Annotated in this window: 23 protein-coding genes; 14 read left to right on the top strand and 9 right to left on the bottom strand. The window is 36.3% G+C overall.

Annotated elements, in window-relative coordinates:
- The first annotated feature begins 114 nt into the window (after window positions 1-114).
- The 8 genes from ACFFU9_RS02960 (at window position 115) to ACFFU9_RS02995 (ending at window position 5,908) form a co-directional block, all read left to right on the top strand.
- A complete protein-coding gene (locus ACFFU9_RS02960; RefSeq protein WP_379859880.1) occupies window positions 115-732 on the top strand; it encodes a class I SAM-dependent methyltransferase in 618 nt (205 codons plus the stop codon).
- A 179-nt stretch (window positions 733-911) separates the two neighbouring features.
- The gene (locus ACFFU9_RS02965; protein ID WP_379859881.1) at window positions 912-1,472 is read left to right on the top strand and encodes a TetR/AcrR family transcriptional regulator; all 561 of its coding nucleotides are present in this window, start codon (window positions 912-914) and stop codon (window positions 1,470-1,472) included.
- Window positions 1,473-1,532: 60 nt separating this feature from the next.
- Entirely contained in the window at window positions 1,533-2,084 is a 552-nt protein-coding gene (locus ACFFU9_RS02970; RefSeq protein ID WP_379859882.1) for a carboxymuconolactone decarboxylase family protein, read from the top strand.
- Window positions 2,085-2,146: 62 nt separating this feature from the next.
- Complete coding sequence (locus ACFFU9_RS02975) at window positions 2,147-2,794, top strand: DsbA family oxidoreductase (RefSeq protein ID WP_379859883.1); 648 nt, start codon at window positions 2,147-2,149, stop codon at window positions 2,792-2,794.
- Between the two features lie 97 nt (window positions 2,795-2,891).
- Complete coding sequence (locus ACFFU9_RS02980) at window positions 2,892-3,581, top strand: haloacid dehalogenase type II (protein ID WP_379859884.1); 690 nt, start codon at window positions 2,892-2,894, stop codon at window positions 3,579-3,581.
- A 45-nt stretch (window positions 3,582-3,626) separates the two neighbouring features.
- Window positions 3,627-4,439: a hypothetical protein gene (locus ACFFU9_RS02985; RefSeq protein ID WP_379859885.1), complete on the top strand. Its 813-nt coding sequence runs from the start codon at window positions 3,627-3,629 to the stop codon at window positions 4,437-4,439.
- Window positions 4,440-4,716: 277 nt separating this feature from the next.
- On the top strand, window positions 4,717-5,115 hold the full coding sequence (locus ACFFU9_RS02990; RefSeq protein ID WP_379859886.1) for a hypothetical protein: 399 nt from the start codon (window positions 4,717-4,719) through the stop codon (window positions 5,113-5,115).
- Window positions 5,116-5,374: 259 nt separating this feature from the next.
- Window positions 5,375-5,908 (top strand): cytochrome b/b6 domain-containing protein, encoded by a 534-nt coding sequence (locus ACFFU9_RS02995; protein ID WP_379859887.1) that lies wholly within the window; start codon window positions 5,375-5,377, stop codon window positions 5,906-5,908.
- Window positions 5,909-6,193: 285 nt separating this feature from the next.
- On the opposite strand, the gene ACFFU9_RS03000 is transcribed toward ACFFU9_RS02995, so the two are convergent.
- From ACFFU9_RS03000 to ACFFU9_RS03020, 5 genes are all read right to left on the bottom strand, one after another.
- Window positions 6,194-8,113, bottom strand: coding sequence for a heavy metal translocating P-type ATPase (locus ACFFU9_RS03000; protein WP_379859888.1), 1,920 nt, complete (start codon window positions 8,111-8,113; stop codon window positions 6,194-6,196).
- Between the two features lie 104 nt (window positions 8,114-8,217).
- Complete coding sequence (locus ACFFU9_RS03005; RefSeq protein ID WP_379859889.1) at window positions 8,218-8,445, bottom strand: heavy-metal-associated domain-containing protein; 228 nt, start codon at window positions 8,443-8,445, stop codon at window positions 8,218-8,220.
- Between the two features lie 59 nt (window positions 8,446-8,504).
- The gene (locus ACFFU9_RS03010) at window positions 8,505-9,158 is read right to left on the bottom strand and encodes a DUF6448 family protein (RefSeq protein ID WP_379859890.1); all 654 of its coding nucleotides are present in this window, start codon (window positions 9,156-9,158) and stop codon (window positions 8,505-8,507) included.
- Between the two features lie 162 nt (window positions 9,159-9,320).
- On the bottom strand, window positions 9,321-10,454 hold the full coding sequence (locus tag ACFFU9_RS03015; protein WP_379859891.1) for a helix-turn-helix domain-containing protein: 1,134 nt from the start codon (window positions 10,452-10,454) through the stop codon (window positions 9,321-9,323).
- Window positions 10,455-10,636: 182 nt separating this feature from the next.
- Entirely contained in the window at window positions 10,637-12,679 is a 2,043-nt protein-coding gene (locus tag ACFFU9_RS03020) for a heavy metal translocating P-type ATPase (RefSeq protein WP_379859892.1), read from the bottom strand.
- A 1,036-nt stretch (window positions 12,680-13,715) separates the two neighbouring features.
- Between ACFFU9_RS03020 and ACFFU9_RS03025 the strand changes: the two genes are divergently transcribed.
- Complete coding sequence (locus ACFFU9_RS03025) at window positions 13,716-14,327, top strand: sulfatase-like hydrolase/transferase (protein WP_379859893.1); 612 nt, start codon at window positions 13,716-13,718, stop codon at window positions 14,325-14,327.
- A gap of 249 nt (window positions 14,328-14,576) precedes the next feature.
- Window positions 14,577-14,675 (top strand): hypothetical protein, encoded by a 99-nt coding sequence (locus ACFFU9_RS03030; RefSeq protein ID WP_379859894.1) that lies wholly within the window; start codon window positions 14,577-14,579, stop codon window positions 14,673-14,675.
- Between the two features lie 354 nt (window positions 14,676-15,029).
- Here ACFFU9_RS03030 and ACFFU9_RS03035 read toward each other — a convergent pair whose 3' ends face one another.
- Window positions 15,030-15,311, bottom strand: coding sequence for a winged helix-turn-helix transcriptional regulator (locus tag ACFFU9_RS03035; RefSeq protein ID WP_379859955.1), 282 nt, complete (start codon window positions 15,309-15,311; stop codon window positions 15,030-15,032).
- Window positions 15,312-15,468: 157 nt separating this feature from the next.
- Between ACFFU9_RS03035 and ACFFU9_RS03040 the strand changes: the two genes are divergently transcribed.
- Window positions 15,469-15,981 carry a VOC family protein gene (locus ACFFU9_RS03040; protein WP_379859895.1) on the top strand — a complete coding sequence of 171 codons (513 nt, stop codon included), beginning with the start codon at window positions 15,469-15,471 and terminating at the stop codon, window positions 15,979-15,981.
- Window positions 15,982-16,177: 196 nt separating this feature from the next.
- Here ACFFU9_RS03040 and ACFFU9_RS03045 read toward each other — a convergent pair whose 3' ends face one another.
- Window positions 16,178-16,879 carry an NRDE family protein gene (locus ACFFU9_RS03045; RefSeq protein WP_379859896.1) on the bottom strand — a complete coding sequence of 234 codons (702 nt, stop codon included), beginning with the start codon at window positions 16,877-16,879 and terminating at the stop codon, window positions 16,178-16,180.
- A gap of 483 nt (window positions 16,880-17,362) precedes the next feature.
- Complete coding sequence (locus ACFFU9_RS03050; protein WP_379859897.1) at window positions 17,363-18,352, bottom strand: ThuA domain-containing protein; 990 nt, start codon at window positions 18,350-18,352, stop codon at window positions 17,363-17,365.
- Window positions 18,353-18,503: 151 nt separating this feature from the next.
- On the opposite strand from ACFFU9_RS03050, the gene ACFFU9_RS03055 reads away from it, so the two are divergent.
- From ACFFU9_RS03055 to yidD, 3 genes are all read left to right on the top strand, one after another.
- Entirely contained in the window at window positions 18,504-19,595 is a 1,092-nt protein-coding gene (locus ACFFU9_RS03055; protein ID WP_379859898.1) for a formylglycine-generating enzyme family protein, read from the top strand.
- Window positions 19,596-19,626: 31 nt separating this feature from the next.
- Window positions 19,627-21,189 carry a glycerol-3-phosphate dehydrogenase/oxidase gene (locus tag ACFFU9_RS03060; RefSeq protein WP_379859899.1) on the top strand — a complete coding sequence of 521 codons (1,563 nt, stop codon included), beginning with the start codon at window positions 19,627-19,629 and terminating at the stop codon, window positions 21,187-21,189.
- A 71-nt stretch (window positions 21,190-21,260) separates the two neighbouring features.
- Window positions 21,261-21,500 (top strand): membrane protein insertion efficiency factor YidD, encoded by a 240-nt coding sequence (yidD, locus tag ACFFU9_RS03065; RefSeq protein WP_379859900.1) that lies wholly within the window; start codon window positions 21,261-21,263, stop codon window positions 21,498-21,500.
- A gap of 27 nt (window positions 21,501-21,527) precedes the next feature.
- On the opposite strand, the gene ACFFU9_RS03070 is transcribed toward yidD, so the two are convergent.
- On the bottom strand, window positions 21,528-22,991 hold the full coding sequence (locus ACFFU9_RS03070; protein ID WP_379859901.1) for an aminoacyl-histidine dipeptidase: 1,464 nt from the start codon (window positions 22,989-22,991) through the stop codon (window positions 21,528-21,530).
- Window positions 22,992-23,020: the final 29 nt, after the last annotated feature.

The raw sequence follows: 23,020 nt of genomic DNA on the forward strand, positions 1-23,020 counted from the left end.
ATAGGTAAAACGCCTAGGATACAAAAAAAATCAGAGCTATTTTAAGCACTCCTTCAATTAACCTAAAACATAATAGATTTGTTGAAGGGGTGCTATTAAACATCTTAAAATAACATGAAAGACATGTGGGACAACAGATACAGGACCGATGACTATGCTTATGGTATAGCTCCAAATGTTTTTTTTAAGAATGTTTTAGATCACTACCAGTTAAAGGGCAATATCTTGCTACCTGCCGAAGGTGAAGGAAGAAATGCTGTTTATGCAGCAAAAAAAGGGCTGGAGGTAACAGCTTTTGATATCAGCTTAGAAGGCCAAAAGAAAGCCTTTAAGCTATGTATTCAAGAACATGTCAAAATCAAATACCATGTTGGCGATTTTTTTAATTTGGATGCTATTAATCATACATATGATGCTACAGCCCTGATTTTCGCACACTTCCCTCCACATCTCTTATCAAAATATCATAAAAAGATAGTGGAGTTAATGCGTCCTCATGGCATGATAATACTTGAAGGATTTAGTAAAAAACATTTAAAACTTCAAAAAGAAAACCCCAATGTTGGAGGGCCAAATAACATAGACATGCTGTTTTCAAAAGACTCCATTCGTAAAGATTTCCTAAATTTCGACATCATTCAACTCGAAGAAAAAGAAGTGGAATTGATAGAAGGGACGTTTCATAATGGCCTAGCCAGTGTTATACGATTCATTGGCATAAAAAAAGAATAGTGCCCTAAGCAGTAAAAAACTGTTAAAAACACTTCTCGTGCCCTAACCCAACTAAACACCAACAAACCAACACCATACACGCTTTAACCTCACTTTGGTTTTAATGAAAAACAATGAAGTGTTAAAGCGCTTCTTTATTTCTAACCAATCGTTTAGCTTTGTGCTGTTACTTAGAATTAATGGCAAGAAAAAAAGAATATATAGAAGATGATGTTATTGAAAAAGCGATGAACCTTTTTTGGGTAAATGGCTATGAAAGAACATCGATGCAAATGTTGGAAAAAGAAATGGGCATCAATAAATTTTCTATTTATTCTAGTTTTGGAAGTAAGCATGGTCTATTTATTCAAAGTATAAAAGCTTATAAAATAAAAGTAAACGCCATGTTCGAAAAATTTAAAAATGCCAGAAACGGTGTCGAAGACATCAAGGCGTTTTTTTATGATTCTATCGACATTGGTAGAGACGGATTAGAGAAAGGCTGCTTAATAACCAATACCTATAATGAATTCTCACAACGTGAAGACGCTTTAATAAAGGAACAAATGAGTTCCTTTATGGATAATCTAAAAAAATTATTTATTGAAAAATTAAAAATGGACGCCACTAAAGATGAGGCGACCATAATAAAACAAGCAAATTTTTTAGTATTAGCTAAGCACGGGCTAGCGGCTGCTACTAGAGTAAATAGCCAAGAAGAAATTGAAGATTATATTGAAATGCTCTTTAAAAATATTTAAGCCTTTTTTTATTATAAAGTGCAAAAGTTTAATTGATAATAACCATTAAAATTTAAAATTATGACAAGTTTAAAAGTTCACAATATCGAAACCGCCCCAAAAGGAAGCAAAGCATTATTAGAACAATCTCAAAAAGAAAATGGTATGATACCCGGCTTACACGGTGTGTTGGCAGGTGCACCAGGAATTCTTGAAGCTTATCAAACCTTACATAAATTATTTACAGAATCTTCTTTTGATAAAGATGAGTTAACGGTGGTATGGCAAACCATTAACGTAGAACATGCATGTCATTACTGTGTTCCAGCACATACGGGAATTGCAAAAATGATGAAGGTTGATGATACAATCACAGAGGCTTTGCGTAACGAAACACCACTTGAAAACCCTAAACTAGAGGCATTACGTACCATGACGCTTACTATTGTTCGAAATCGCGGACATGTACCACCAAAAGATCTAGAACGTTTTTATGCTGCTGGGTATAGCGAAAGACAAGTGTTGGAAATTATTTTAGGATTATCTCAAAAGATCATTAGTAATTACACCAATCATATCGCTAATACGCCTATAGACGCCCCATTCCAAAAATTTGAGTGGAAAAAACAGTAAAACAAGTGACTAAGCCTTCCGTTATTAAAAAGGGAGGCTTGTCTCTAAATAAACATATATAAATGAAAGAAAAGTTAAAAATAGATATTGTCTCAGATGTGGTATGCCCTTGGTGCACAATAGGATATAAACGCTTGGAAAAAGCCATCACAGACTTAGGTCTTCAAGATCGAGTAGAAATCGAGTGGCAACCTTTTGAATTAAACCCTAACATGCCTGATGAAGGACAACTTTTACAGGAACATATTACAGAAAAATATGGATCTACAGTAGAACAGCAAAAAGAATCACAGTCGAATATGGCAGAAGCAGGTGCGGAATTGGGTTTTACTTTTGACTATTTTGATACAATGCGCATAGTCAACACGTTTGAAGCGCATGTTTTATTAGAATATGCTAAAGCATTTGGAAAGCAGACCGAATTAAAAATGCAGCTAACCAAAGCCTTCTTTAGTGAAAGAAAAGATGTGTCCAAAAGAAATGTTTTAAAACAAGTTTTATTAGATGTGGGCTTAAATGCCGAAGACGCTTTAGCAAAGTTAGACGATGATAATGCTCGAGCCGAAATAAAAGAAAAAGAAAGCTATTGGCAAAACAGAGGCGTTTCTTCTGTTCCAACCATAGTTTTTAACAAAGAAAGCGCCGTTACAGGTGCACAACCCGTAGACGTGTTTAAACAAGTTTTAAATGAACTTATTGAAGCGTCGTAATACTGCTGCAGTAACAGCACTACAAAAAAGCGTTTTATAAAAATCCTTTATGCTTTAAGCGTATACCCATGATAGACTCTAAAATAATCTGGAAAACATGTTAGAAAAAACACGACCAAAAGTCTTATTCTTTGATGTAAATGAAACACTTTTAGACCTTGCCCAAATGAAGGCTACGGTAAGTAAGGCTTTAAATGGAAAAGAAGACTTATTACCATTATGGTTTAGCACGATGTTGCAGTATGCCCTAGTAACTACTGCCACTGGAAAGTATGAACATTTTGAGCATATAGGAGCAGCTGCACTACAAATGGTAGCCGCAAATAACGGGATTTCAATTTCCGAAAAAGATGCGCGACATACCATAACAAAATCATTCAGATCCCTACCTGCCCATCCAGACGTAAAGCCAGCTTTAGCTTTACTAAAAGATGCCGGTTACACATTAGTCTCTTTTACAAATTCATCTAACGAAGGTGTAAAAGAACAATTGAAAAATGCTGGTTTAACCAGCTATTTTGATGAAATACTAAGCATAGAAGCTGTTGGAAAATTTAAGCCCTTTCCTGAAACCTATACATGGGCTGCTTCTCAAATGAATGTAAAACCAGAAGCATGCATGCTTATTGCGGCTCATGGTTGGGATGTAGCTGGTGCCATTCGGGCGGGATGGCGTGCTTCTTTTGTTAGCAGACCAGGACAACAAGAATTTCCTTTAGCTCCTAAAACAGAAATAATAGCACCTAGCCTAAAAAAAACAGCAGATCTTCTACTCACATACAAATAAGCTATTATATAGCATCTTTTACTTTAATCAATAAAAATATTTTATATGAAAATTATTTTATCCTCTTTTGTTTTATGTCTATCGCTATTGTCTTGTGGCAATACCAATAAAAAAGATAAACATAAAGAAGCCTCTTCCGAGTTTCAAAACAAAGCCCATGAATTGGTTTATACCATGACAGAGAAAGTAGGGAACTACAAGGCACTAATTAATAAGAAGGACGTTGTTTACACCTACACTTATCAGCTTCCTGATGGCAAAACAGATGTTATTACAGAGAAATATATCTTTAACGGAGAATTATCTTATGGTGCCTATACTAAACACGAAAGAACGCTTCCTCAACTTGAAGGGCTAATTGAGCAGGGGTTTGACGGTAGTGAGTTCTGGTTAAAACACAATGGAAAAGTTTTAGATGATGAAACCCTTTTAAAAGGTGTCGTATTTAATAGGCCTACTAATTTTTATTGGTTTACCATGATGCAAAAACTTTTGGATAAGGGTTTAAAGTATGAGCTTATAGGAGAAAAAAAGATAAATGATAACAACTATGACATCGTAAACGTCACTTTTGATTTAAAAGACAAAGAAACTACAGATACGTATCAACTTTACATAAATAAAAAAACAGCGTTAGTGGACCAATTCCTTTTTACTGTAGCAGATTTTGATGTTATTGAAAACCCCTATTTAATGGTGCTTGAATACGAAAACGTAGACGGTCTATTATTACCAACCAAACGAAAATACAAAAAATCTACTTGGAAGGCTGATGTAACAGACGATCCTTGGATTGAGGTTACTTGGTCTGATATTAAATTCAATAACAATTTAACTATAGAAGATTTTAGAAAATAAAACCTTATTAGTGCCAAGTTAAACAAGCTGATTTAGATTTGTCTTAAATATAAATAATACATACAAGCTCTACTCAATTACTCTTTTTACAAATCTAAAATTAAGGATTTGCAAAAAGAGTAATATTAAACACTTGACGGGATAGTGTCCCTTTTAAAACTCTTTTATCTTAAAATTATTTCTGATAATTCCCAACCTTAGCTTCCATTCACTTTTTTACAGGAACTGACAAATATCATATATCTAATGGATTAAGCGTAATACATTTGATCATAAGATGAAAACCTTAACTACCATATTGCTTTCCTGCCTTGTTTTGTTTCAAAGCGCGGGAATAAGTATTTCCGATACTTTTAAGCTGATCGACTTGGTAGAACACACTAAATACCACTCTCAGGAATATGGAGATGATTGCTTTACTTTTTTCGAAAAGCATTACGGCGCTTTAAAGACTTCACATCAAAAAAACCATAAGGAAGAGAAATCCCAACATGAGAGACTACCTTTTCAGCATATTAACGCTAATCATTCTTCGTTTGAAGTCGTTGTAATGAGTTATGAATTTTATTTGGACACCCCCATACTTACTCTTATTTCTAATTCACATTTTTATTATCAAAACCTTTATTCCTATCTAAAAAGACCTTCCGTTTTTCAACCTCCTCAATCCGTGTAGTCAATTCAGAGCAAAACCACACGTTATTAAAACATTTCTTCTTTGTAAATGCTATTTGCTTTATGGTTTCTACAATTGTTAAATAATTAAGCACATCATCATAAGCTCGTTTTGCTTTGAACTCCATTTCTAGGTCTGCCCCTACACCACTTCTAAACTACAGATTCTATTAAAAATATCAGCATTAAAAGAAAGTTAAAAAGCTTAATTTTTATTTTCTATTGATATACATAGAAAACGATTAAAATTTAAAATCATCATGGAAATAACAGAGCATTCAAAAATAAATCGAATTTTACATGGAGCCATAGCGCTTTGTGTAACATTAATTATTGGCAGTATCTTTTTAAGGATGACTTGGCTCAATAAAAATGATATTGCAGATGTTATTCAAGGGTATCTTCAATCGGCGGAACAAAGTCTTTCAAGGGACCAAATTATTATACTGGCAAAAAAAATTCGTCAACCTATGTGGAACTGGCATTTTTATATTGGTTACTTTCTTACAGGGTTAGTTGCTATACGTTTTTTACTTTCCCTTTTTTGGAAAACGGAATTTCCGAACCCCTTTATAAAACAGTTGCCTATTAAAATAAAATTTCAGAATTGGGTATATATTATTTTCTATATCTGTCTTACCATTTCATTAATTTCTGGGTTTATAATCGAATTTAGCTCAGGGGACTTTAAAGCACTAATAAAAGTAGTACACAAACTATCTCTTTACTATTTGATACCGTTTATTATAATTCATTTGGGCGGAATATTTGTGAAGAGCTATCAGAATGGCTGATTAAAAGAAGGCTTAAAAAAGCTTGATAAAGATAATAAGATGTGAAAATAAAAAGACATCAATTGCTTTATAAAGATTTAAACAAACTAATTATTGGATTATTAAAATTATTCTCTATGGGGTGTAGATGTAAAATTCACAACCTATACCCCTATCAAAAACCTCTACCCCATCAACGTCTAAAATAAATGTAGTCCAATCGAAAAAACCAGTATCCATAAGTTTAAAAATAGAATGAACAGAAAATGGCTGTTTTGATTCTTTTAGAGCTACTCAGAAAATAATTTAACACCCTAGAGCACCAGTTTTGGTCGCAAATACCGCTTCAGGTTTAGGTTTAGCATATCGTTTAAAGAGGGTTGTGGGTTTGTACCTAACCAAACAAATAGCATTCAGGATTACTAAAAGCACACTCAGTTCGTGGATTAACATACCTGAAGCGAGGTTTACATTTTTTGTTAGCACGCCTGCTAATAAAAGAACAACCGTGCCAACAGCTAAAAACATGTTTTGTTTCATATTACGCACAGTAGCTTTTGAAAGCTTCAAAGCGTAAGTCAATTTATCCAGATTATCGGCCATCAGTACAACATCGGCAGTTTCCATCGCAATATCAGTACCGGCAACTCCCATGGCAATGCCAACATTAGCTGTGGCAATGGCAGGAGCATCATTTACGCCGTCTCCCACCATACCCAGAACAACACCTTTCCCCATACATTCTGTTACTTTTTTTGCCTTATCTTCAGGAAGCAACTCTGCAAAGATGTTATCCATCTCTAATTCCTTACCAACTATCTGCGCGGTATGTCTATTGTCGCCCGTGAGCATTACCAACTTATCAATCCCTGATAAGCGAAGCTCTTGCAGAGTAGCTTTAGCTTTGTCTCTTATGGTATCGGCGATAGAAATAATCCCCAGAACTTTTTTATCATCTGCGATAAACACCGCAGTGTTTCCAGCGCTTTCTTGCTGTGCGGCATAGGATTCCACCTCTGGGGAAATCACAACTTTATTTTGAAAAAGTCCCTTTCTATTTCCTATGTATAGCTGTTTCTCATTAAGACTTACCTGAATCCCCCGTCCTTTAAGGACTGCCACTTCTGTTGGTTTATTCAAAAGTTTCAATCCTATTCTTTCGGTCTCTTTTATAATTGCCCTACCCAAATGATGCTCTGAAACCACTTCGGCTTCTGCAGCCATTAAAAGCAATTCGTTTTCGTTTATACCAAATCCTTTAATGGCGGTTACTTCAGGTTTACCCTTTGTTAAAGTACCAGTTTTATCAAATACCATAGCATTTAATTTTGCTAGGTTTTCCATCACCTCTCCTCCTTTGATCAATATGCCATTACGGGCGCCATTTCCAATTCCCGCAACAATTGAGACTGGTGCTGAAATAACCAATGCTCCCGGGCACGCTATAACCAGGAAGGTAAGTGATAAATGCACATCTTTTGTGATAACCCAGACAGCAATAGATAGAACCATAATTCCGGGAGTATAGATTGCGGCAAACCTTTCTAAAAACCGCTGTGTTTTCGCTTTTCCTTCCTGAGCTTCCTCAACTAATTCAATTACTTTGGAGAAAGACGTATCTGCTCCCACATATTCTGCAATTACTTCCAAATATCCAGTTTCTAAAATACTGCCACTAAACACTTGTTCGGCTGTATATTTGCTTACTGGAACAGATTCCCCAGTAATAGCTGCTTCATTTACAGCGCCTTTCCCTGAAATTACACGACCATCAATTGGAATTTTCTCTCCAGCCTGAATAATAACCACATCGTTCTCAACAACTTCCTCAGCCTTTATTACGGAACGTATACCATAGCGAAGCACAGTGGCTTCCATCGGTGCCATTTCCATTAAGGATTTAATGGAAGCACGGGCTTTTTCTAAAGATCGCCCTTCCAAAAACGCCCCGAAAAGGAACAAGAAGGTTACTGCTGCTGATTCCATATACGCTCCAATAATCAAAGCACCAATTACGGCAATAGTCACCAAGAGTTCAATACTGAACATTTTTAACCGAGAAGCTTTCCAAGCTTTAAGAAAAGTAGGGGACCCTGCTAGTAATGTTGCCATGATTAACAATGAATTTAATAGAGGTCGGTTCCAGCCTAACAAATAGGCTACAAGCGCAACAATAAGTAAAATAGCCGCTGTATACATAATCCGATTTATCTGTTTAGCTCTCATAGTATATGGTATTTAAATAAAATGATCATTTGGGGTGATTGAAATATTCTTGATTTCCTTTAGGGAAAAACAAGAATATTTCAAGTCTTAGATTTCTTGAAGCATTAGGATAAAACTGGATAACCCACTTTTTCTATCAGTTCTGATAATCGCTTAGAAGATACTTTATCCTCATCATAGTTTATCTTTACCTTACTAGAATTAAAAAATACTTTAGCATTTTCTACTCCTGCTTCTTTATTGAGAACACCCTCTATTTTTGTAATGCAGCTAGGGCATGTAAGTGTTTCCAACTGGAATTTTATAGTTTTTAAATCTTTTACAGTGTTCATAACCTTTAAATTTAATTTATTCAAACTCTAATTTTAAAAATTAGGATGACTATAGGGTCTTAATGATGTCCTGCATGATTTCCATCGCCATGGGATTCAGGTGCATGCAATAAGTGCTCAAGTGCTTCGAGTGTATGTGTATACTGCACGTATGCTACTACATATGCTCGACCTTCTTCTACAGAACTGTCTTTGGTTATACTTCGTTTTACTACTTCTGCATAACGTACTCTAAGCATTTCTTCAAGATGATTATTGACCGTTTTAATCACAACCTCAACATTTTCGTCTGCTATCGAATTGTCGGCCATTTCCACCAATGTTGTCATAGATCCTGCTGGTTTCAAGCCAGTATAAGGCGCCCCTTCGGTTTCCCTGTGTAAACGTACAAGATTTTCCAAAAAATGCTTTTCGACAATGGCATATACTTCCTTATTGCCCGATCTTAATTGGTAGGTTTTGTTAAACATGGAAATGATTTCCTTTTCTTGTTGCGGTTCTATCCATTTTAAAACCAGCTCTACATTGTTTTGATCCAATGCTTTTAAGGCATCTTTAATTACTGGTCCATCATAGGAGTCACAATGCGCAAATACTGAAGTGCTACTCAATATAAAGGCGAATACCATTATAAGTAATCGCATATTAGCTTTAAACCCCCATGCCGATTTTGTTGGCTTTCTAAGAGTAACATTTTCTTCTTTAGTTTTCATAATATCTGAGTTTTGAGTTAATAATCTATTTTACTTTCTGTGAACAAAAGTATAGACTAACTCGGGAGTGTGCGACCTTCTTTATAACATGGCACTCCTTACGGAGTGTTTACAAGACCCACTTTATAAAACAGGACTTAAGATAAGGAAGCATGGGAAATTTTAAGACGGGGGAAGAGCATCTCGAAACTCACTGGGCGTAGTGCCGTTCAAATTTTTGAATACCCTGTTAAAAGCAGATTTAGAATTAAAACCACTTTCTAGTGCAATTCCGAGTAAGGAATATTTTTTAAATTTTGAATCCCGAATCTTTCGTTTCACTTCATCTACCCGAAACTGATTGATAAAGTCGAAAAAATTCTTGCCATGCATTTCATTGATGACCTGCGAAAGATGATGCGCAGGCACATTGAGATCTTTAGCCAATTTAGGCAAGGTCAAATCTGGATCTAAATATGGTTTTTGGGCTACCATATACCGTTGTATTCTATTAAAGCATTTCTGTAATCCAGTATCGTCTAATCTTGAACTGGCGTATTTAATTTTGTTTACGTCTACGGGTTCCTCAGGTTCTTCTACTGGAAAGCTTATAAAAACTTCCTGTTGTTTCAATCCATAATACCCAATCAAGATAATAAATACTGAAAGTGAGAGGAACAAACCATCTGTACAAAAAACCATCGAAAAGAAGTGAAACACATGATGAATCACAGCTATAATGATTAAAAGTGTCCATACGATTCCAAAAATAGTAATGAGTTTACCCAACCAGTCTAGGTTTATATCTCTTGAGGAAAACTCAAGAATAGACCCTTTTATTTTTCGATACTCTCTATGAGCTAAGAGAAAATATAGTGGTCCTGAAAGCGCTGTAAGCATAAGAAAGATTACAAATAGAAAAGGAGGTTCATGCACTCCATGATTAACATGGTCTATGCGAATTCCTTCTGCATAGGCTGGAAATTGAGATGCAACAAGCAGATAGAAGATGAATGCTAGAAAGGGTACAAAATGAAGAGTATTCTTTATTCTAAACTTTTTGTTATCTGAAGTGAGCGCAGATACATACAGATACAAAAAGGGGCCATGCAATAAAAACAAAGCGATAATACCACTCGATACAAATGGAGCTTCCAGCAAATAGTTCGTTGCAAATGCATAAATAGCTGTAGCTACACCTAGGTACAAAAGCCAAAAAATCAATATATAATCATATAGGAGCTTTGGTTTTTTCTGAAGGAGCAATACCAAAAAGAAAAGCGCATTAAAGGAAGCTATAAAGAATATATATATCATCGTACTATCAGTGGTAGTTGTGGTTTACCTGTGTTTTACAAATATAAATAAGCATCAACATTCAAAGATAGGCATTTCAGATTAATGAGTATGACCATTCAAAATTAGAGATAATTCCGCCCTTATACTTTATAATATTAGCTTTTTGATTCCAACAAAGAATGAATAAAAATTCAAAGATCTTAGATTTTATATTTCAACAATCTCAAAGCATTTAAGACGACTAAGAGCGTGGACCCTTCATGACCTACAACTGCTGGGCCAATCGCTATTGTTCCTGTTATGGTTAAGGGGACCAAAAGCACGACCATCCCCAAACTAATAATGAGATTTTGCTTTATAATTTGTTTCGCTTTCCTACTCAAACCAATAGCAAAAGGAAGGTTATCCAATCTATCTGCCATCAATGCAATGTCCGCTGTCTCTAAAGCCACGTCTGAACCGGCTGCACCCATTGCAATACCCACAGTACTTCTCGCCATAGCGGGAGCATCGTTTACGCCGTCACCAACCATTGCTACATTTCCTAATTCTTGTTTTAATTGGTCTATAACGTTTACTTTATCCTCAGGAAATAAACTTCCAAGTGGATCCGTAATTCCAATACTTTTAGCAATGGCAACAGCCACCTTCTGATTATCACCAGTAAGCATAACCATTCGCTTAATCCCCATCTTTTTTAAAGCATCAAGGGTAGCGGCAGCTTCTGGTCGGGCAATATCCATTGCTGCAATAATTCCTAAGTACTCATTATCTTGATGGATGATCATGCTCGTATGCCCCTCTTCTTCGAGTTCTTGCATTTTAGAGTCTATGATCTCGGGAACATCTGCACCGGTCAGTTCTTCAAAAAGCCTTCGATTGCCTATATGCACCACACTGCCCTCCCAATAGGCTTTAATACCCCTTGCGGTTAATGATTTTAAGTTTTCTGCTTTTGGTATAGGGGTGTCCCCCAATTCTTTTTTCCCTCCTATAACTATGGCTGCGGCCAATGGATGATCACTCAATGCTTCTACAGAAACGGCTACTTTTAATAGATGTGATTTGGTAATTTTACCGAACGGTATAGCATGGGTCAAGATTGGTCTGCCTTCGGTAAGCGTGCCTGTTTTGTCAAAAGCTATGGCACGAATCTCTCCTAAATCCTCAAGGGGCCGACCTCCTTTAATTAAAACACCTTGACGCGCAGCCCTTGCTATTCCAGCTAATACTGCACTTGGGGTTGAAATAGCCAATGCACAAGGAGAAGCGGCAATCAACACAGACATCGCTCTATAAAAACTATCCTGAAAGGCTTCATCCAACACAAGGAAAGCAAACATTAATAATACCACAACGACTAACACAGAAGGGACATAATACTTTTCAAATTTGTCGGTGAGATGTTGCGTAGGGGATTTTTGTTCTTCTGCTTCCTTTACCAGTTTAATGAGTCGGGCAAGTGTACTGTCTTGCGCTTTCTTTAATACTTTAACTTCCAGTGCGCCGCTCCCATTAATAGTTCCAGCAAATACGCGATGTTCTGGAAGAAGTTTGCTAATATCATTTTCATTTTGCCAATTCTCGTTCGGATGTTTGGCTATAGGCAAACTTTCACCCGTGATATTTGCTTGATCCACTGCACTTGACCCTTTAATAACTACACCATCTGCAGCAATGTTGGAATTAGGCTTAACCACAATAATATTACCGACTTCCAGCTCATCAATATGAATCTCAATCAGTTCACCTTTACGCTGTATTAAAGCTAAGGGAGGTGTTAAATTGTAAAGTGCAGAAATGGATTTCTTTGCACGATTCATGGCGTGATGCTCTAAGGCATGCCCCAAGCTAAACAGAAATAGCAGCAAGGACGCTTCTCCCCACTTTTCTAGTATGGCTGCTCCTACTGCTGCAAAGAGCATTAAAAAATCTATAGCAAATTCGCCTTGAAGCAACGCTTTACCAGCCGTTTGAAAAGTGAATATTCCACCAAAAAAGGCACCCGTGATGTAAAGGATGGTAGAGATATTTTGTGGAGCACTAATACTGAAATAGAAGACAACTCCTAACATCCAAAAGACACCACTAAGGATTGCAAAATAAAGTTCGGTGTTTTCTCCCAAACCCAAGAAGCCAGAAGGCACTTGATTTTGGCTGAGTTGCGCCTTACGATTGTTTTTATGGGAAATATTTGATTCTAAATTTTCTTTGGATTGAATATCCTCCGTATTATTGTTCATTTAACTCTTACAATTAAGACACAATTAATTCAAGTCTAAGATAACCATTTTCTACAAGGTTTAGAGCTTAATCTTCAAAATATATAAACCAATATTCGTGTTTAAAACACCGATTTTTAACACTTTTATAAAACCTAATTAACACCTGTTTTACTCCTAGCTACTTTTGTAAAATGTTCCAAAAATTGTATTCAAAGATTCAGAAGCAGGGTATAACAACATACTTTTAGAAACGTATATTCGTTTGAAAATATTAGCGCTAGTTTTTAGAATCTAAAATTTTCCTTTTAGTATCGATAACATAGGTCGATATGGTTTTTTTTGGGCTCCATTTTCAATATTACTAGATCATGTTTATTTGCTGGGTTCAATCCCTAAGTTCGAAGCATATATTTTTTAAGGTTTTAAGTAGATTATCATAATTAAGTGTTCTGACAAGTCTTTTTTTTTGGGGGAAAAACACTCTCTCATAGCGTCTATTCTATTTTCTATTGTTCACCCTAAACTATTTAGCTTATTTAATTCCCTACTTTACATCCCAGATTCGCTGGTAATTGTTTCATGGTTCACACACGTCTCGTCTTTAAGGGCTAAACGTTTATTGATTAGTTCGCTACTCCACTTCTCAAAACACAGCAGGCTGGCAGCAGGCTCTTTCATTTGTTCTATCCACAACGTTTGCTTAGGCTTACATTTATATAGAGAGAGGCTGTACGTCTTTATGCATTTATTGCCACATATTTACCTGCAGTCCTTCAACGTATAAGAGTATTCCTGTTCAGCGCTATCTAAACAGCCTGGGCCGAACACTATAATATTTCAATCTCACTTTTATTGATTCCTATTTCCAGTAAGGCTTCGATTTGGCTCCTTTGCTATAGGTTCAATTACTTATGTTTTTTCATCCGAAACTAATTACCTGAACTAGCAAAAAAATCCTATTAAAATAAAATAATTAGACCTGTATGGCTTTCTGATTATAAGCTCTAGCGTTTATAGCCAAGAAAAAAACGAAAACACTTTAAAACCCAATATATTGCTTATTGCCGTTGACGATTTACGCACAGATTTAGGCTGTTATGGCAACACTGTTGTACAACCGCCACATATAGACAAATTAGCTTCGCAAGGGGTTACCTTTACAAATCATTTTGTTCTAGTACCCACCTGTGGTGCTTCACGCTATAATCATTTAACAGGAATACGTCCAAAAACACGAGCACAACTTAGCAATCATGTCATTCCTATCGAAATCTCAGATAAACCTAAAAATGACACCTCCGAATCTTTTATCCATCATTTAAAACGAAATGGTTATCATACAGTTGGTATTGATAAAATCAGTCATTCGGCAGATGGTCTTTTATATGAATATAACGAAAATCCGTCCGAAAAAAGAGAGTTACCACACAGCTGGAGCGAATTATCTTTCAACAGTGACAAATGGGAAACGGGGTGGAATGCTTTTTTTGGCTATGCCAATGGAGAAAACAAACAAAGCTTAAACAAAAACGCTAAACCTTATGAAGCTGGAAACGTCAATGACGTTGGATACCCAGACGGATTAACGACACAATTGGCCATTTCAAAACTGAAAGACCTTAAGAGCCAAAACAAACCATTTTTTCTTGGTGTCGGATTTTTTTAAGCCACATTTACCATTTAATGCACCATAAAAATATTGGGACTTATATAATGAGAACTCCCTTACTGTTTCTCCCAACCCTAATATTCCTAAAGATATTAATCGTAAAAGTTTACATGATAGCAATGAATTTAACCAATATGCCCTTACTGATGAGGTTCCCAATCTCGATAATCGTGTTTCAGATGACTATGCAAAAAATTAAGACATGCCTATTATGCCTGTGTAAGTTACATAGACAATCAAATAGGGATGGTATTGAAGGAGCTGGAAGCCTTGGATTTAGATGAAAACACCATTGTGATAGTTTGGGGCTACCCTGGCTGGCACTTAGGCGACCAAAAAGTTTGAGGTAAACAAACCATATTTGAAAACGCTTTAAAAAGTGCCCTTATTATAAAGGTTCCAGACACAAAAAACTCTGATTTAAAAGAGTATCCATTGTGTAAACCGTAGATATCTATCCAACTTTAATGGCGCTTTACCATATGGATATGCCATACGAAACCGATGGTGATAGCTTTATAGAACTTCTTAAAGATGAATCAAAAACAACCCATCATGCGGTTGCTTATAGCTATTTTAGAAAATAAAACCTTATTAGTGCTAAGTTAAACAAGTAAAAAGTCACCAAATGGATACTTATTCATTTGGTGACTAAATTTAAAACAACTCCACTAAACTCGTAGTATGTTGCTTTAACTCCTAAATCATATTTTTAAAATCTGTTGCCCCCCATTGATCTAAACTTCTTAAAATACCCTCAAGTGATCGCCCTCTTTCACTTAATTTATATTCCACTTTGGGTGGCACTACAGGAAACACCGTTCTAGAAATAAGACCGTCTTTTTCTAATTCTCTTACCGATTGAGTAAACATTTTGTTTGAAACACCAGAAATCTTCTTTTGCAATATACCAGAGCGCAATGCGCCTTCTAATAAATGAAATAAAATTAGAGGCTTCCATTTTGTACCTATTAAATTCATCGTATAGTGTAAGGGACAGCTATTTTCTTTATTCAAAATTAAAACTTTAATATGTTGATAATCTTTATTTTACTCGTTTAAGTTACTATATCACTTTTTAGTAAGTTATTGCCTATAAGACAAATATAGTTTATTTTTGTATTCTAAAATAAACCTTATGACAGTTATCCAAAATTATCCAAAATCATTTTCACACATTGGCATTACAGTACCCGATATAAAGGAGGCCGTAAAATTCTATTCCGAAGTTATGGGTTGGTATATCATTATGGAACCTTCTGAAGTGAAAAAAGAAAAAGAAACGGCTATTGGCCAAATGTGTATAGATGTTTTCGGTGATGACTGGAGCACGTTCGAAATTGCTCATTTAGCAACATCAGATGGCATTGGGATTGAATTGTTTTCCTTTCCAAACGGCATAAAAGAAGCTCCTGAATTTAATCCATTTAACACAGGGCTTTTCCATTTTTGCATACAAGACCCGAATATAGAAAATCTAATTGCTAAAATTTTGGCTTACGGTGGAAAACAAAGGATGCCAATAAGAGAGTATTACCCAAAGGACAAACCGTTTAAAATGTGTTACGTTGAAGATCCTTTCGGAATTGTTTTCGAAATCTATACCCATAGCTATGAATTGACCTATTCTTCGGGTGCTTACAGTAAATAAAACAGTATGTGGGATTTAATTAAATTTCATTTACCTTAAATCCTATACACGACCAAGTGCGTATCTGTCTTCTTCTACTTGTTATTTATAGAATTCACCCATACAAATATGCACTTTTAATAGGTGGGTTTTATTTGATTTTGATTATAATACCTTCCATATAACGAGGTTTTCATTTCATTTAGAAGATTTAAAATTAAAACTGCTTATTGGACACTGTATTGTTTTGAAGGTTTTCATAATGCATTTTCAAAACCTCCTCATTTTTTTCAACTTGCGTTATGCTGGTGGTTTTAACAAAATCACGGTTCATAATTACGCCATAATCTATATTACCGCTTCCTGCTGTTTTATGGAAATGGAGCAAGGTTTCTTTTTCCAACTTGTGTTCCGATTTAAAAGCAGTAAACCACCGGAACCGCTCTTCTTTCATGCGCGCTGAATATAATGTTGAAGACGACCAAATATGCGCTGCTTTTGTTAAAGTCTTAAAATGAGCTTTAGTACCATCCCAAACCAATTCAAAAAAGCATAAATTCAAATTCCAATCTGCAATTATCATGGTAAAAGGCGCTATGTTATAAAAATTATAGGCTTTCACATCATCTTTAATATTTTTAAAAGCCATAAAATCGGTAGCCACTACACCCCTGCTTTTTCTATATAAAACTTTAGGTATATGACTTGTAAAACCACCATTTAAAACACACAACATACGCTTATTTTCACTAACCCCAATCCAAGTCCCTCCCGATTGCACATCTTTAGGAAAGAGCATCTTAACACCCTTAATATTATAATATTCCGGCGAAATAGACAATCTATCAGGTGCTTCATCGCGATTAGAGGTTAAAACAAAATCACTATTCCCTTTGGGAACGATAGTTACGGTACACATAAAAAAAAAAGTCTACATAAGATAGGATAACTTACAAAAAACATACAAAACGACCTATATAATGCTTAAATATGAATTAAAAAAACAAACTCGTTAATACAAAAAATCAAAACGTACGTAATACGTCTGTAAAAATTACATAAACAATCCAATAGGATTGCTTTAAAAAACATTAAAAACCTAAGACTTAAAAGAAAACACCATACAACCATTGGGTGAATTAGAGCCTTTGGGCAAGCGAACTCAATTTTAAAACGCTTTAAAAAGATTCTGGGCAAAATGGAGATCTTAGATGCTTGCCAACCTTAATGGCGCTTACAGCTGTTTTAGAAACAGAGTCTAATTTAAAAAAAGTGCTACACCGCTTAACTAAATGTTTTAGAGCAGGTAAACCAAAATAATCCATTTGAGCTTTATAAAAATACTACAGTCCCTTATGGAATAAAAATATTGCGGAGCATGATCCAGAATAAAAGCCTTGTCTTATTTTTTTTCAGACCAAGGTCTAGAACTAGAAGACGCAGCATTAGGGAAATCATCAGGAACAGCCTGGGTTACTTTACCAGTAGCAGCCCATTCTGCACCACGCAGAAAGGTCGTTATAAACCCAACACATTCTATAGAGTAATCGGTATGTCCTAATGTGGTATGAAATACACGCCCTTTACCATAATCGATAGTAAACAATACAGGCTCATGTTTTCCTCCCTCACTTTTGTCTTTTTTAGAATACGCTGTAGAAAGTATTGTTAAGTTTTCTGCAGGACCTCTTAAATTTTCATATAATTCATCTTTAGCATGCAGCCATAAGTTTGGTAAGCCTTTCATTATAGGATGATTTGGCGCCCTGGTTTCCAGCAAAAACTCTCTTTGTGGGCCATGGCTTCCGCTTTTACCTTCGGAAGTGTCATATTTCAAATTATCGTCGTTATCATAATATACATAAGGACCACTATGAGTGCCTCTTCCACCCCAGCCACCTAAGCCAATCATTTTGTTAAATTCAGTCCAATCTCCCCAAGCATTATCGGCAGCGTGCACTATTATCAATCCGCCTCCTTTTCTCATATAATTCTCAAAATTTCTTTTGGTCTTCTCGGGCCAGTCTGAGGACTTCCATCCGAGATTAGAAACAACCACATCGTATTTTTTAAACTTCGGACAAAAATCTGGATCAAATTTAGGTTCCTTTACAACTTCTGTTTTTTGGGCTGAGGACAATGGGTACATATCTAAGTATTCTTCACCTTTCCATGTGTATTTTTTTCTTATTATGTCCACTTCAAACATACCCGTTTCTTCTAAATAGCTTTTCATCATCATGGTCGATTTTGGCCAAATGCCATGATTATTTTCTCCATCAACAATTAAGGCTTTTAATTTATTATTAGTGTTTTGAGCAGAGATAAAAGTCGAGAATCCCAATATTAAAGCTGCGAAAATTATAATATGATATGAGTTTGAAAAGTTCATTTTTATAAAGTTTTAAAAACAAATATAACACATTGCCTCGTCTTTTATTAAGGCAAACCCATACTAAAAAGTTAAAATCGGCATTTTTAATTTTCTGGATTTCTTTTAAAAAAATAAAAGCCTAGCTTTGTTTAAAATAAGACACCTTTACATGAACACTATAAAATCTGTATGCATTCTATTAATTATAACCCTTTTAAACTTAGGATGCCATCAAAATAAATCGCAAACCACATCTCAAAAACAAGCGCCCACAAGTGCTTTAACAAATACTCCCAATGCACCAGAAGGTATGGTATGGGTTCCAGGAGGCACCTTTGAGCAAGGCGCGGTACCGCAAGACAAAACTGCAATGGCACACGAAAAACCAAGGCATACCGTATCTTTAGAGGGCTTTTTTATAGACCTTACGGAAGTCACCAATGCACAATTTTCAAAATTCGTAAAAGAAACAGGGTATATTACTGTTGCAGAACGTGACATAGAGTGGGATGTAATAAAAAAACAGCTCCCAGAAGGCACCCCAAAACCACACGATTCAATTCTAAAACCAGGATCGTTATTATTTAAAAAATCAAAAACAAGCGTTCCTAATTTATACGACTTCTCACAATGGTGGGAATGGCGTATTGGCACTAATTGGAAACACCCACAAGGACCAGGGAGTTCTATTGAGGGTAAGGCGAACTACCCTGTAGTTCATATTTCTTTTGAAGACGCCCAAGCGTATTGCAAATGGGCAGGAAGAAGATTACCAACAGAAGCCGAATGGGAATATGCGGCACGAGGCAATGCCCAAGGCTCTGTTTATTTTTGGGGTGACGATGTTAACGATTTATCAAAAAAAGCCAATAGCTGGGAAGGCGAATTTCCGGTTAGTAACACTTTAGAAGATGGGTACGAAAGAGCCTCACCCGTTAAATCGTATCCTCCAAATGATTTTGGATTATATGATATGGCTGGCAATGTTTGGGAATGGACCAGCGACTGGTACAATATAAATTATTACAAAGAACTAGCTGCTTTAAATACTCCGGCGATAAACCCACAAGGCGCTACGAAAGCATATAACCCGAACAACCCTTATTTAGAAGAAAAAGTGATACGTGGTGGCTCTTTCTTGTGCAGCGCTTCTTATTGCGCAAGTTATAGACTATCTGCACGCATGGGTTCTAGCTTAGATTCTGCCTCAGAACATGTTGGGTTTAGAACTGTAGCTACACCAGAAATGATATTACCATAAGGCTCCATCAGCAAAATTAAAACTAGCTTATTTGTTCGATAGAAACACATTAATTCAGCAGTTAAAAAAACAGTCCCATTGGGATGTCATTATTATAGGCGGAGGTGCCACAGGTCTTGGAATTGCCTTAGACAGTGTGACTCGCGGCTATAAAACATTGCTATTAGAGCAAGTAGATTTTGCAAAAGGAACATCTAGCCGCAGCACCAAATTAGTTCATGGTGGCGTTAGGTATTTGGCACAGGGCCACATCGATTTGGTTAAAGAAGCGTTATACGAAAGAGGGCTAATGCTTAACAACGCACCTCATCTAGTAAGCAACCAGTCCTTTATTATTCCTAGTTATAGGTGGTGGAATCACTTTAAGTATATAATAGGATTAAAAATATACGATTTCTTAGCAGGAAGACTCAGTTTTGGAAAATCGTTAAGCATATCCAAAGAAACAACCCTTTCACGACTATCTACCATAAAAAAAGAAAAGCTAAAGGGTGGCGTAGTCTACCATGACGGTCAATTTGACGATGCACGCTTAGCCATAAACATGGCACAAACCGGTATTGAAAAAGGAGCGACCATCTTAAACCACTGCAAAGTAGAGCACTTAATAAAAACTAGCGATGGTTTTATTAATGGCGTTGTTACTAAAGACATCGAAACCGGCACCATCTATAATTTAAATGCTAAAGCCGTTATTAATGCAACAGGTGTTTTTACTGATGATATTTTAAAAATGGACACTGTTGCTGCTAAAAATATTATTCGGCCTAGCCAAGGCATCCATTTGGTTTTAGACCGTTCTTTTTTACCTGGAAATGATGCCATCATGATTCCTAAAACAGATGATGGCAGGGTATTGTTTCTCGTACCTTGGCACAATAGAGTGGTGATAGGCACCACCGACACCTTATTAGATAGCCATAGCCTTGAACCAAAGCCTTTAAATACAGAAATAGAGTTCATTTTAAAAACAGCCAATAGCTATTTAACTAAAAGCGTTTGTAAAAAAGAGGTGTTGAGTGTATTTGTTGGCTTACGTCCCTTAGCAGCTCCTAAGAATACTGAGGAAAAAACGAAAGAGATTTCTAGAAGTCATAAAATAATTGTTTCAAGTTCTGGATTAATATCGATTACAGGCGGTAAATGGACCACCTACAGACGCATGGCCCAAGATACGATCAACAAAGCCATAGCTCTCGGCAAACTCCCGAAAGCCAAGTGCCAAACCAAAACATTACGCATTCATGGTGCTGATGGCGCTAGCGATAAAAACCACCACTTGTATGTTTATGGAAGCGACCAAAAAGGGATTGCACACCTTATCAAAGAATCACCAGAATTAAGTGAACGCATACACCCCAGACTCGAATTTATAAAAGCAGAAATTGTTTGGGCCATACGACAGGAAATGGCAAGAACCGTTGAGGATATTTTAGCAAGACGTGTGCGTATATTATTTTTAGATGCTAAAGCCGCTTTGGAAGTAAGCTCAATGGTAGCCAGTTTCTTAATGAAAGAGCTAAACAAAACAGAAACCTGGAAAGAAGCACAAATTACGAGTTTTTCAAAAATCGCTAAGCATTATATTTTATAAAAATTAAATCTCAATAAAAAATAGACCTGAAATAATTAAATTTCAGACCCATTAACTTTATAAAACCCCTAATGGAAAAGCATAACTTATTAAAAAAAATAGCCACTGCACCGTTTTTGCTTTTGATAAAAATATATCAAACTTTTATCTCTCCACTAACACCTGCCTCTTGCAGATATCAGCCTACTTGCTCGCAATACTCGAAAGTGGCTTTACAGAAACACGGTTTAATAAAAGGTGGATGGCTAGCCATAAAACGCATATTCAGCTGCCATCCATGGGGCGGTTCGGGTTACGACCCTGTGCCTTAACACCTAATGTACTAAGGTTTAAAAACACTATTCTTTCACAGGAATAGCTTTCAAAATCTCCAAAACAAAATTCCAATATTTCTGAACAGATGAAATTTGGGCGCGCTCGTCTGGAGAGTGAGCCCCTTTAATGGTTGGGCCAAAACTAATCATATCCATTTTGGGATAATTTTGCCCTAGTATACCGCATTCTAATCCTGCGTGGCAAGCGGCTACATGAGGTTTTTCATTATGTAATTGTTCGTAAAGTTCGGTCATAACCTTTAAAATAGCAGAATCCATATTAGGAGTCCAACCCGGATAATCACCTGAAAATTCAACTTCACAACCTGTAAGTTCAAAAGTGGCACGCAGCCCATTAGTGAGGTCTATTTTAGAGCTTTCTACCGAAGAGCGTGTTAAACAGCCCACGTAAATCTGGCCATCCTTTACAACCACTTTAGCGATATTGTTAGATGTTTCCACTAAACCAGGAATGTCTGCACTCATTCTATAAACACCATTTAAGGCTGCATACATCGCTCTGGTAAAGCCTTCTTGAACACCTAAATCCATAATGGTTTGTGGCGTTTCTATTTTAGAAACATGAAGTTCTAAATCTGGCTCCATGGTCTTGAGTTCTGCTTGTATGGTTTGAAACAAGGCTTTCGTTTCTGCTACAAACGCTTCTTCTCGATTCGCATCTACAGCTACAATAGCTTCACTTTCACGTGGAATGGCATTACGTAAGCTTCCGCCTTTTATTTCAGATATCCGTAATCCAAAATTCTCAAAACCATCATACAGCAAACGGTTCATAATTTTATTGGCATTTCCTAATCCTTCATGAATTTGCATCCCCGAATGTCCGCCCTGTAAACCATTTATGGTTATGGCATACCCCACTTTAAATTCTGGCGTTTCTTCTTCATTATACATCCTTCTTGCAGTAACATCTAGACCCCCAGCGCAGCCCACTCCTATTTCATCGTCTTCTTCTGTATCCAAATTCAAAAGTATTCCACCAGAAAGCAAGCCCCCTTTTAAACCTTGGGCACCTGTCATCCCTGTTTCTTCATCAATGGTAAACAAAGCTTCAATAGCAGGGTGCGGAATGTCATTACTTTCTAAAATCGTCATAATAGTAGCCACCCCCAAACCATTGTCTGCCCCCAAAGTAGTGCCTTTAGCACGAACCCAGTCACCATCCACATACATCTCAATACCCTGAGTATCAAAATCGAAATCGGTATCCTTATTTTTTTGATGTACCATATCCAAATGCGATTGCATCACGATAGTCGTCCTGTTTTCCATACCCGAAGTGGCTGGTTTTTTTATGATAACATTGCCCACTTCATCTTCTATCGTTTCCAAACCTAAGTTTTCACCAAAAGCTTTCATAAAAGCGATAACACGTGCTTCTTTTTTTGATGCTCGTGGCACGGCGTTTAAATCGGCGAATTTATTCCAAAGTTGTTGCGGTTGAAGTTGTCTTATTTCTGAGTTCATAATCTATAAAGTAAGACGCAAAGATAATA

The sequence above is a fragment of the Mariniflexile ostreae genome, from assembly GCF_042427585.1.
Lineage (GTDB): Bacteria > Bacteroidota > Bacteroidia > Flavobacteriales > Flavobacteriaceae > Pseudalgibacter > Pseudalgibacter ostreae.

What these genes read in the sequence shown, in the direction of transcription:
- ACFFU9_RS02980 (WP_379859884.1), top strand. Translation starts at nt 2,892, where the DNA reads ATGTTAGAAAAAACACGACCAAAAGTCTTATTCTTTGATGTAAATGAA.
- ACFFU9_RS03015 (WP_379859891.1), bottom strand. Translation starts at nt 10,454, where the DNA reads ATGATATATATATTCTTTATAGCTTCCTTTAATGCGCTTTTCTTTTTG.
- ACFFU9_RS03030 (WP_379859894.1), top strand. Translation starts at nt 14,577, where the DNA reads ATGGTATTGAAGGAGCTGGAAGCCTTGGATTTAGATGAAAACACCATT.
- ACFFU9_RS03000 (WP_379859888.1), bottom strand. Translation starts at nt 8,113, where the DNA reads ATGAGAGCTAAACAGATAAATCGGATTATGTATACAGCGGCTATTTTA.
- ACFFU9_RS03055 (WP_379859898.1), top strand. Translation starts at nt 18,504, where the DNA reads ATGAACACTATAAAATCTGTATGCATTCTATTAATTATAACCCTTTTA.
- ACFFU9_RS03005 (WP_379859889.1), bottom strand. Translation starts at nt 8,445, where the DNA reads ATGAACACTGTAAAAGATTTAAAAACTATAAAATTCCAGTTGGAAACA.
- ACFFU9_RS02995 (WP_379859887.1), top strand. Translation starts at nt 5,375, where the DNA reads ATGGAAATAACAGAGCATTCAAAAATAAATCGAATTTTACATGGAGCC.
- ACFFU9_RS02975 (WP_379859883.1), top strand. Translation starts at nt 2,147, where the DNA reads ATGAAAGAAAAGTTAAAAATAGATATTGTCTCAGATGTGGTATGCCCT.
- ACFFU9_RS03010 (WP_379859890.1), bottom strand. Translation starts at nt 9,158, where the DNA reads ATGAAAACTAAAGAAGAAAATGTTACTCTTAGAAAGCCAACAAAATCG.
- ACFFU9_RS02960 (WP_379859880.1), top strand. Translation starts at nt 115, where the DNA reads ATGAAAGACATGTGGGACAACAGATACAGGACCGATGACTATGCTTAT.
- ACFFU9_RS02985 (WP_379859885.1), top strand. Translation starts at nt 3,627, where the DNA reads ATGAAAATTATTTTATCCTCTTTTGTTTTATGTCTATCGCTATTGTCT.
- ACFFU9_RS03020 (WP_379859892.1), bottom strand. Translation starts at nt 12,679, where the DNA reads ATGAACAATAATACGGAGGATATTCAATCCAAAGAAAATTTAGAATCA.
- ACFFU9_RS03050 (WP_379859897.1), bottom strand. Translation starts at nt 18,352, where the DNA reads ATGAACTTTTCAAACTCATATCATATTATAATTTTCGCAGCTTTAATA.
- ACFFU9_RS02990 (WP_379859886.1), top strand. Translation starts at nt 4,717, where the DNA reads ATGAAAACCTTAACTACCATATTGCTTTCCTGCCTTGTTTTGTTTCAA.
- ACFFU9_RS02970 (WP_379859882.1), top strand. Translation starts at nt 1,533, where the DNA reads ATGACAAGTTTAAAAGTTCACAATATCGAAACCGCCCCAAAAGGAAGC.
- ACFFU9_RS03035 (WP_379859955.1), bottom strand. Translation starts at nt 15,311, where the DNA reads ATGAATTTAATAGGTACAAAATGGAAGCCTCTAATTTTATTTCATTTA.
- ACFFU9_RS03045 (WP_379859896.1), bottom strand. Translation starts at nt 16,879, where the DNA reads ATGTGTACCGTAACTATCGTTCCCAAAGGGAATAGTGATTTTGTTTTA.
- ACFFU9_RS03040 (WP_379859895.1), top strand. Translation starts at nt 15,469, where the DNA reads ATGACAGTTATCCAAAATTATCCAAAATCATTTTCACACATTGGCATT.
- ACFFU9_RS02965 (WP_379859881.1), top strand. Translation starts at nt 912, where the DNA reads ATGGCAAGAAAAAAAGAATATATAGAAGATGATGTTATTGAAAAAGCG.
- yidD (WP_379859900.1), top strand. Translation starts at nt 21,261, where the DNA reads ATGGAAAAGCATAACTTATTAAAAAAAATAGCCACTGCACCGTTTTTG.
- ACFFU9_RS03070 (WP_379859901.1), bottom strand. Translation starts at nt 22,991, where the DNA reads ATGAACTCAGAAATAAGACAACTTCAACCGCAACAACTTTGGAATAAA.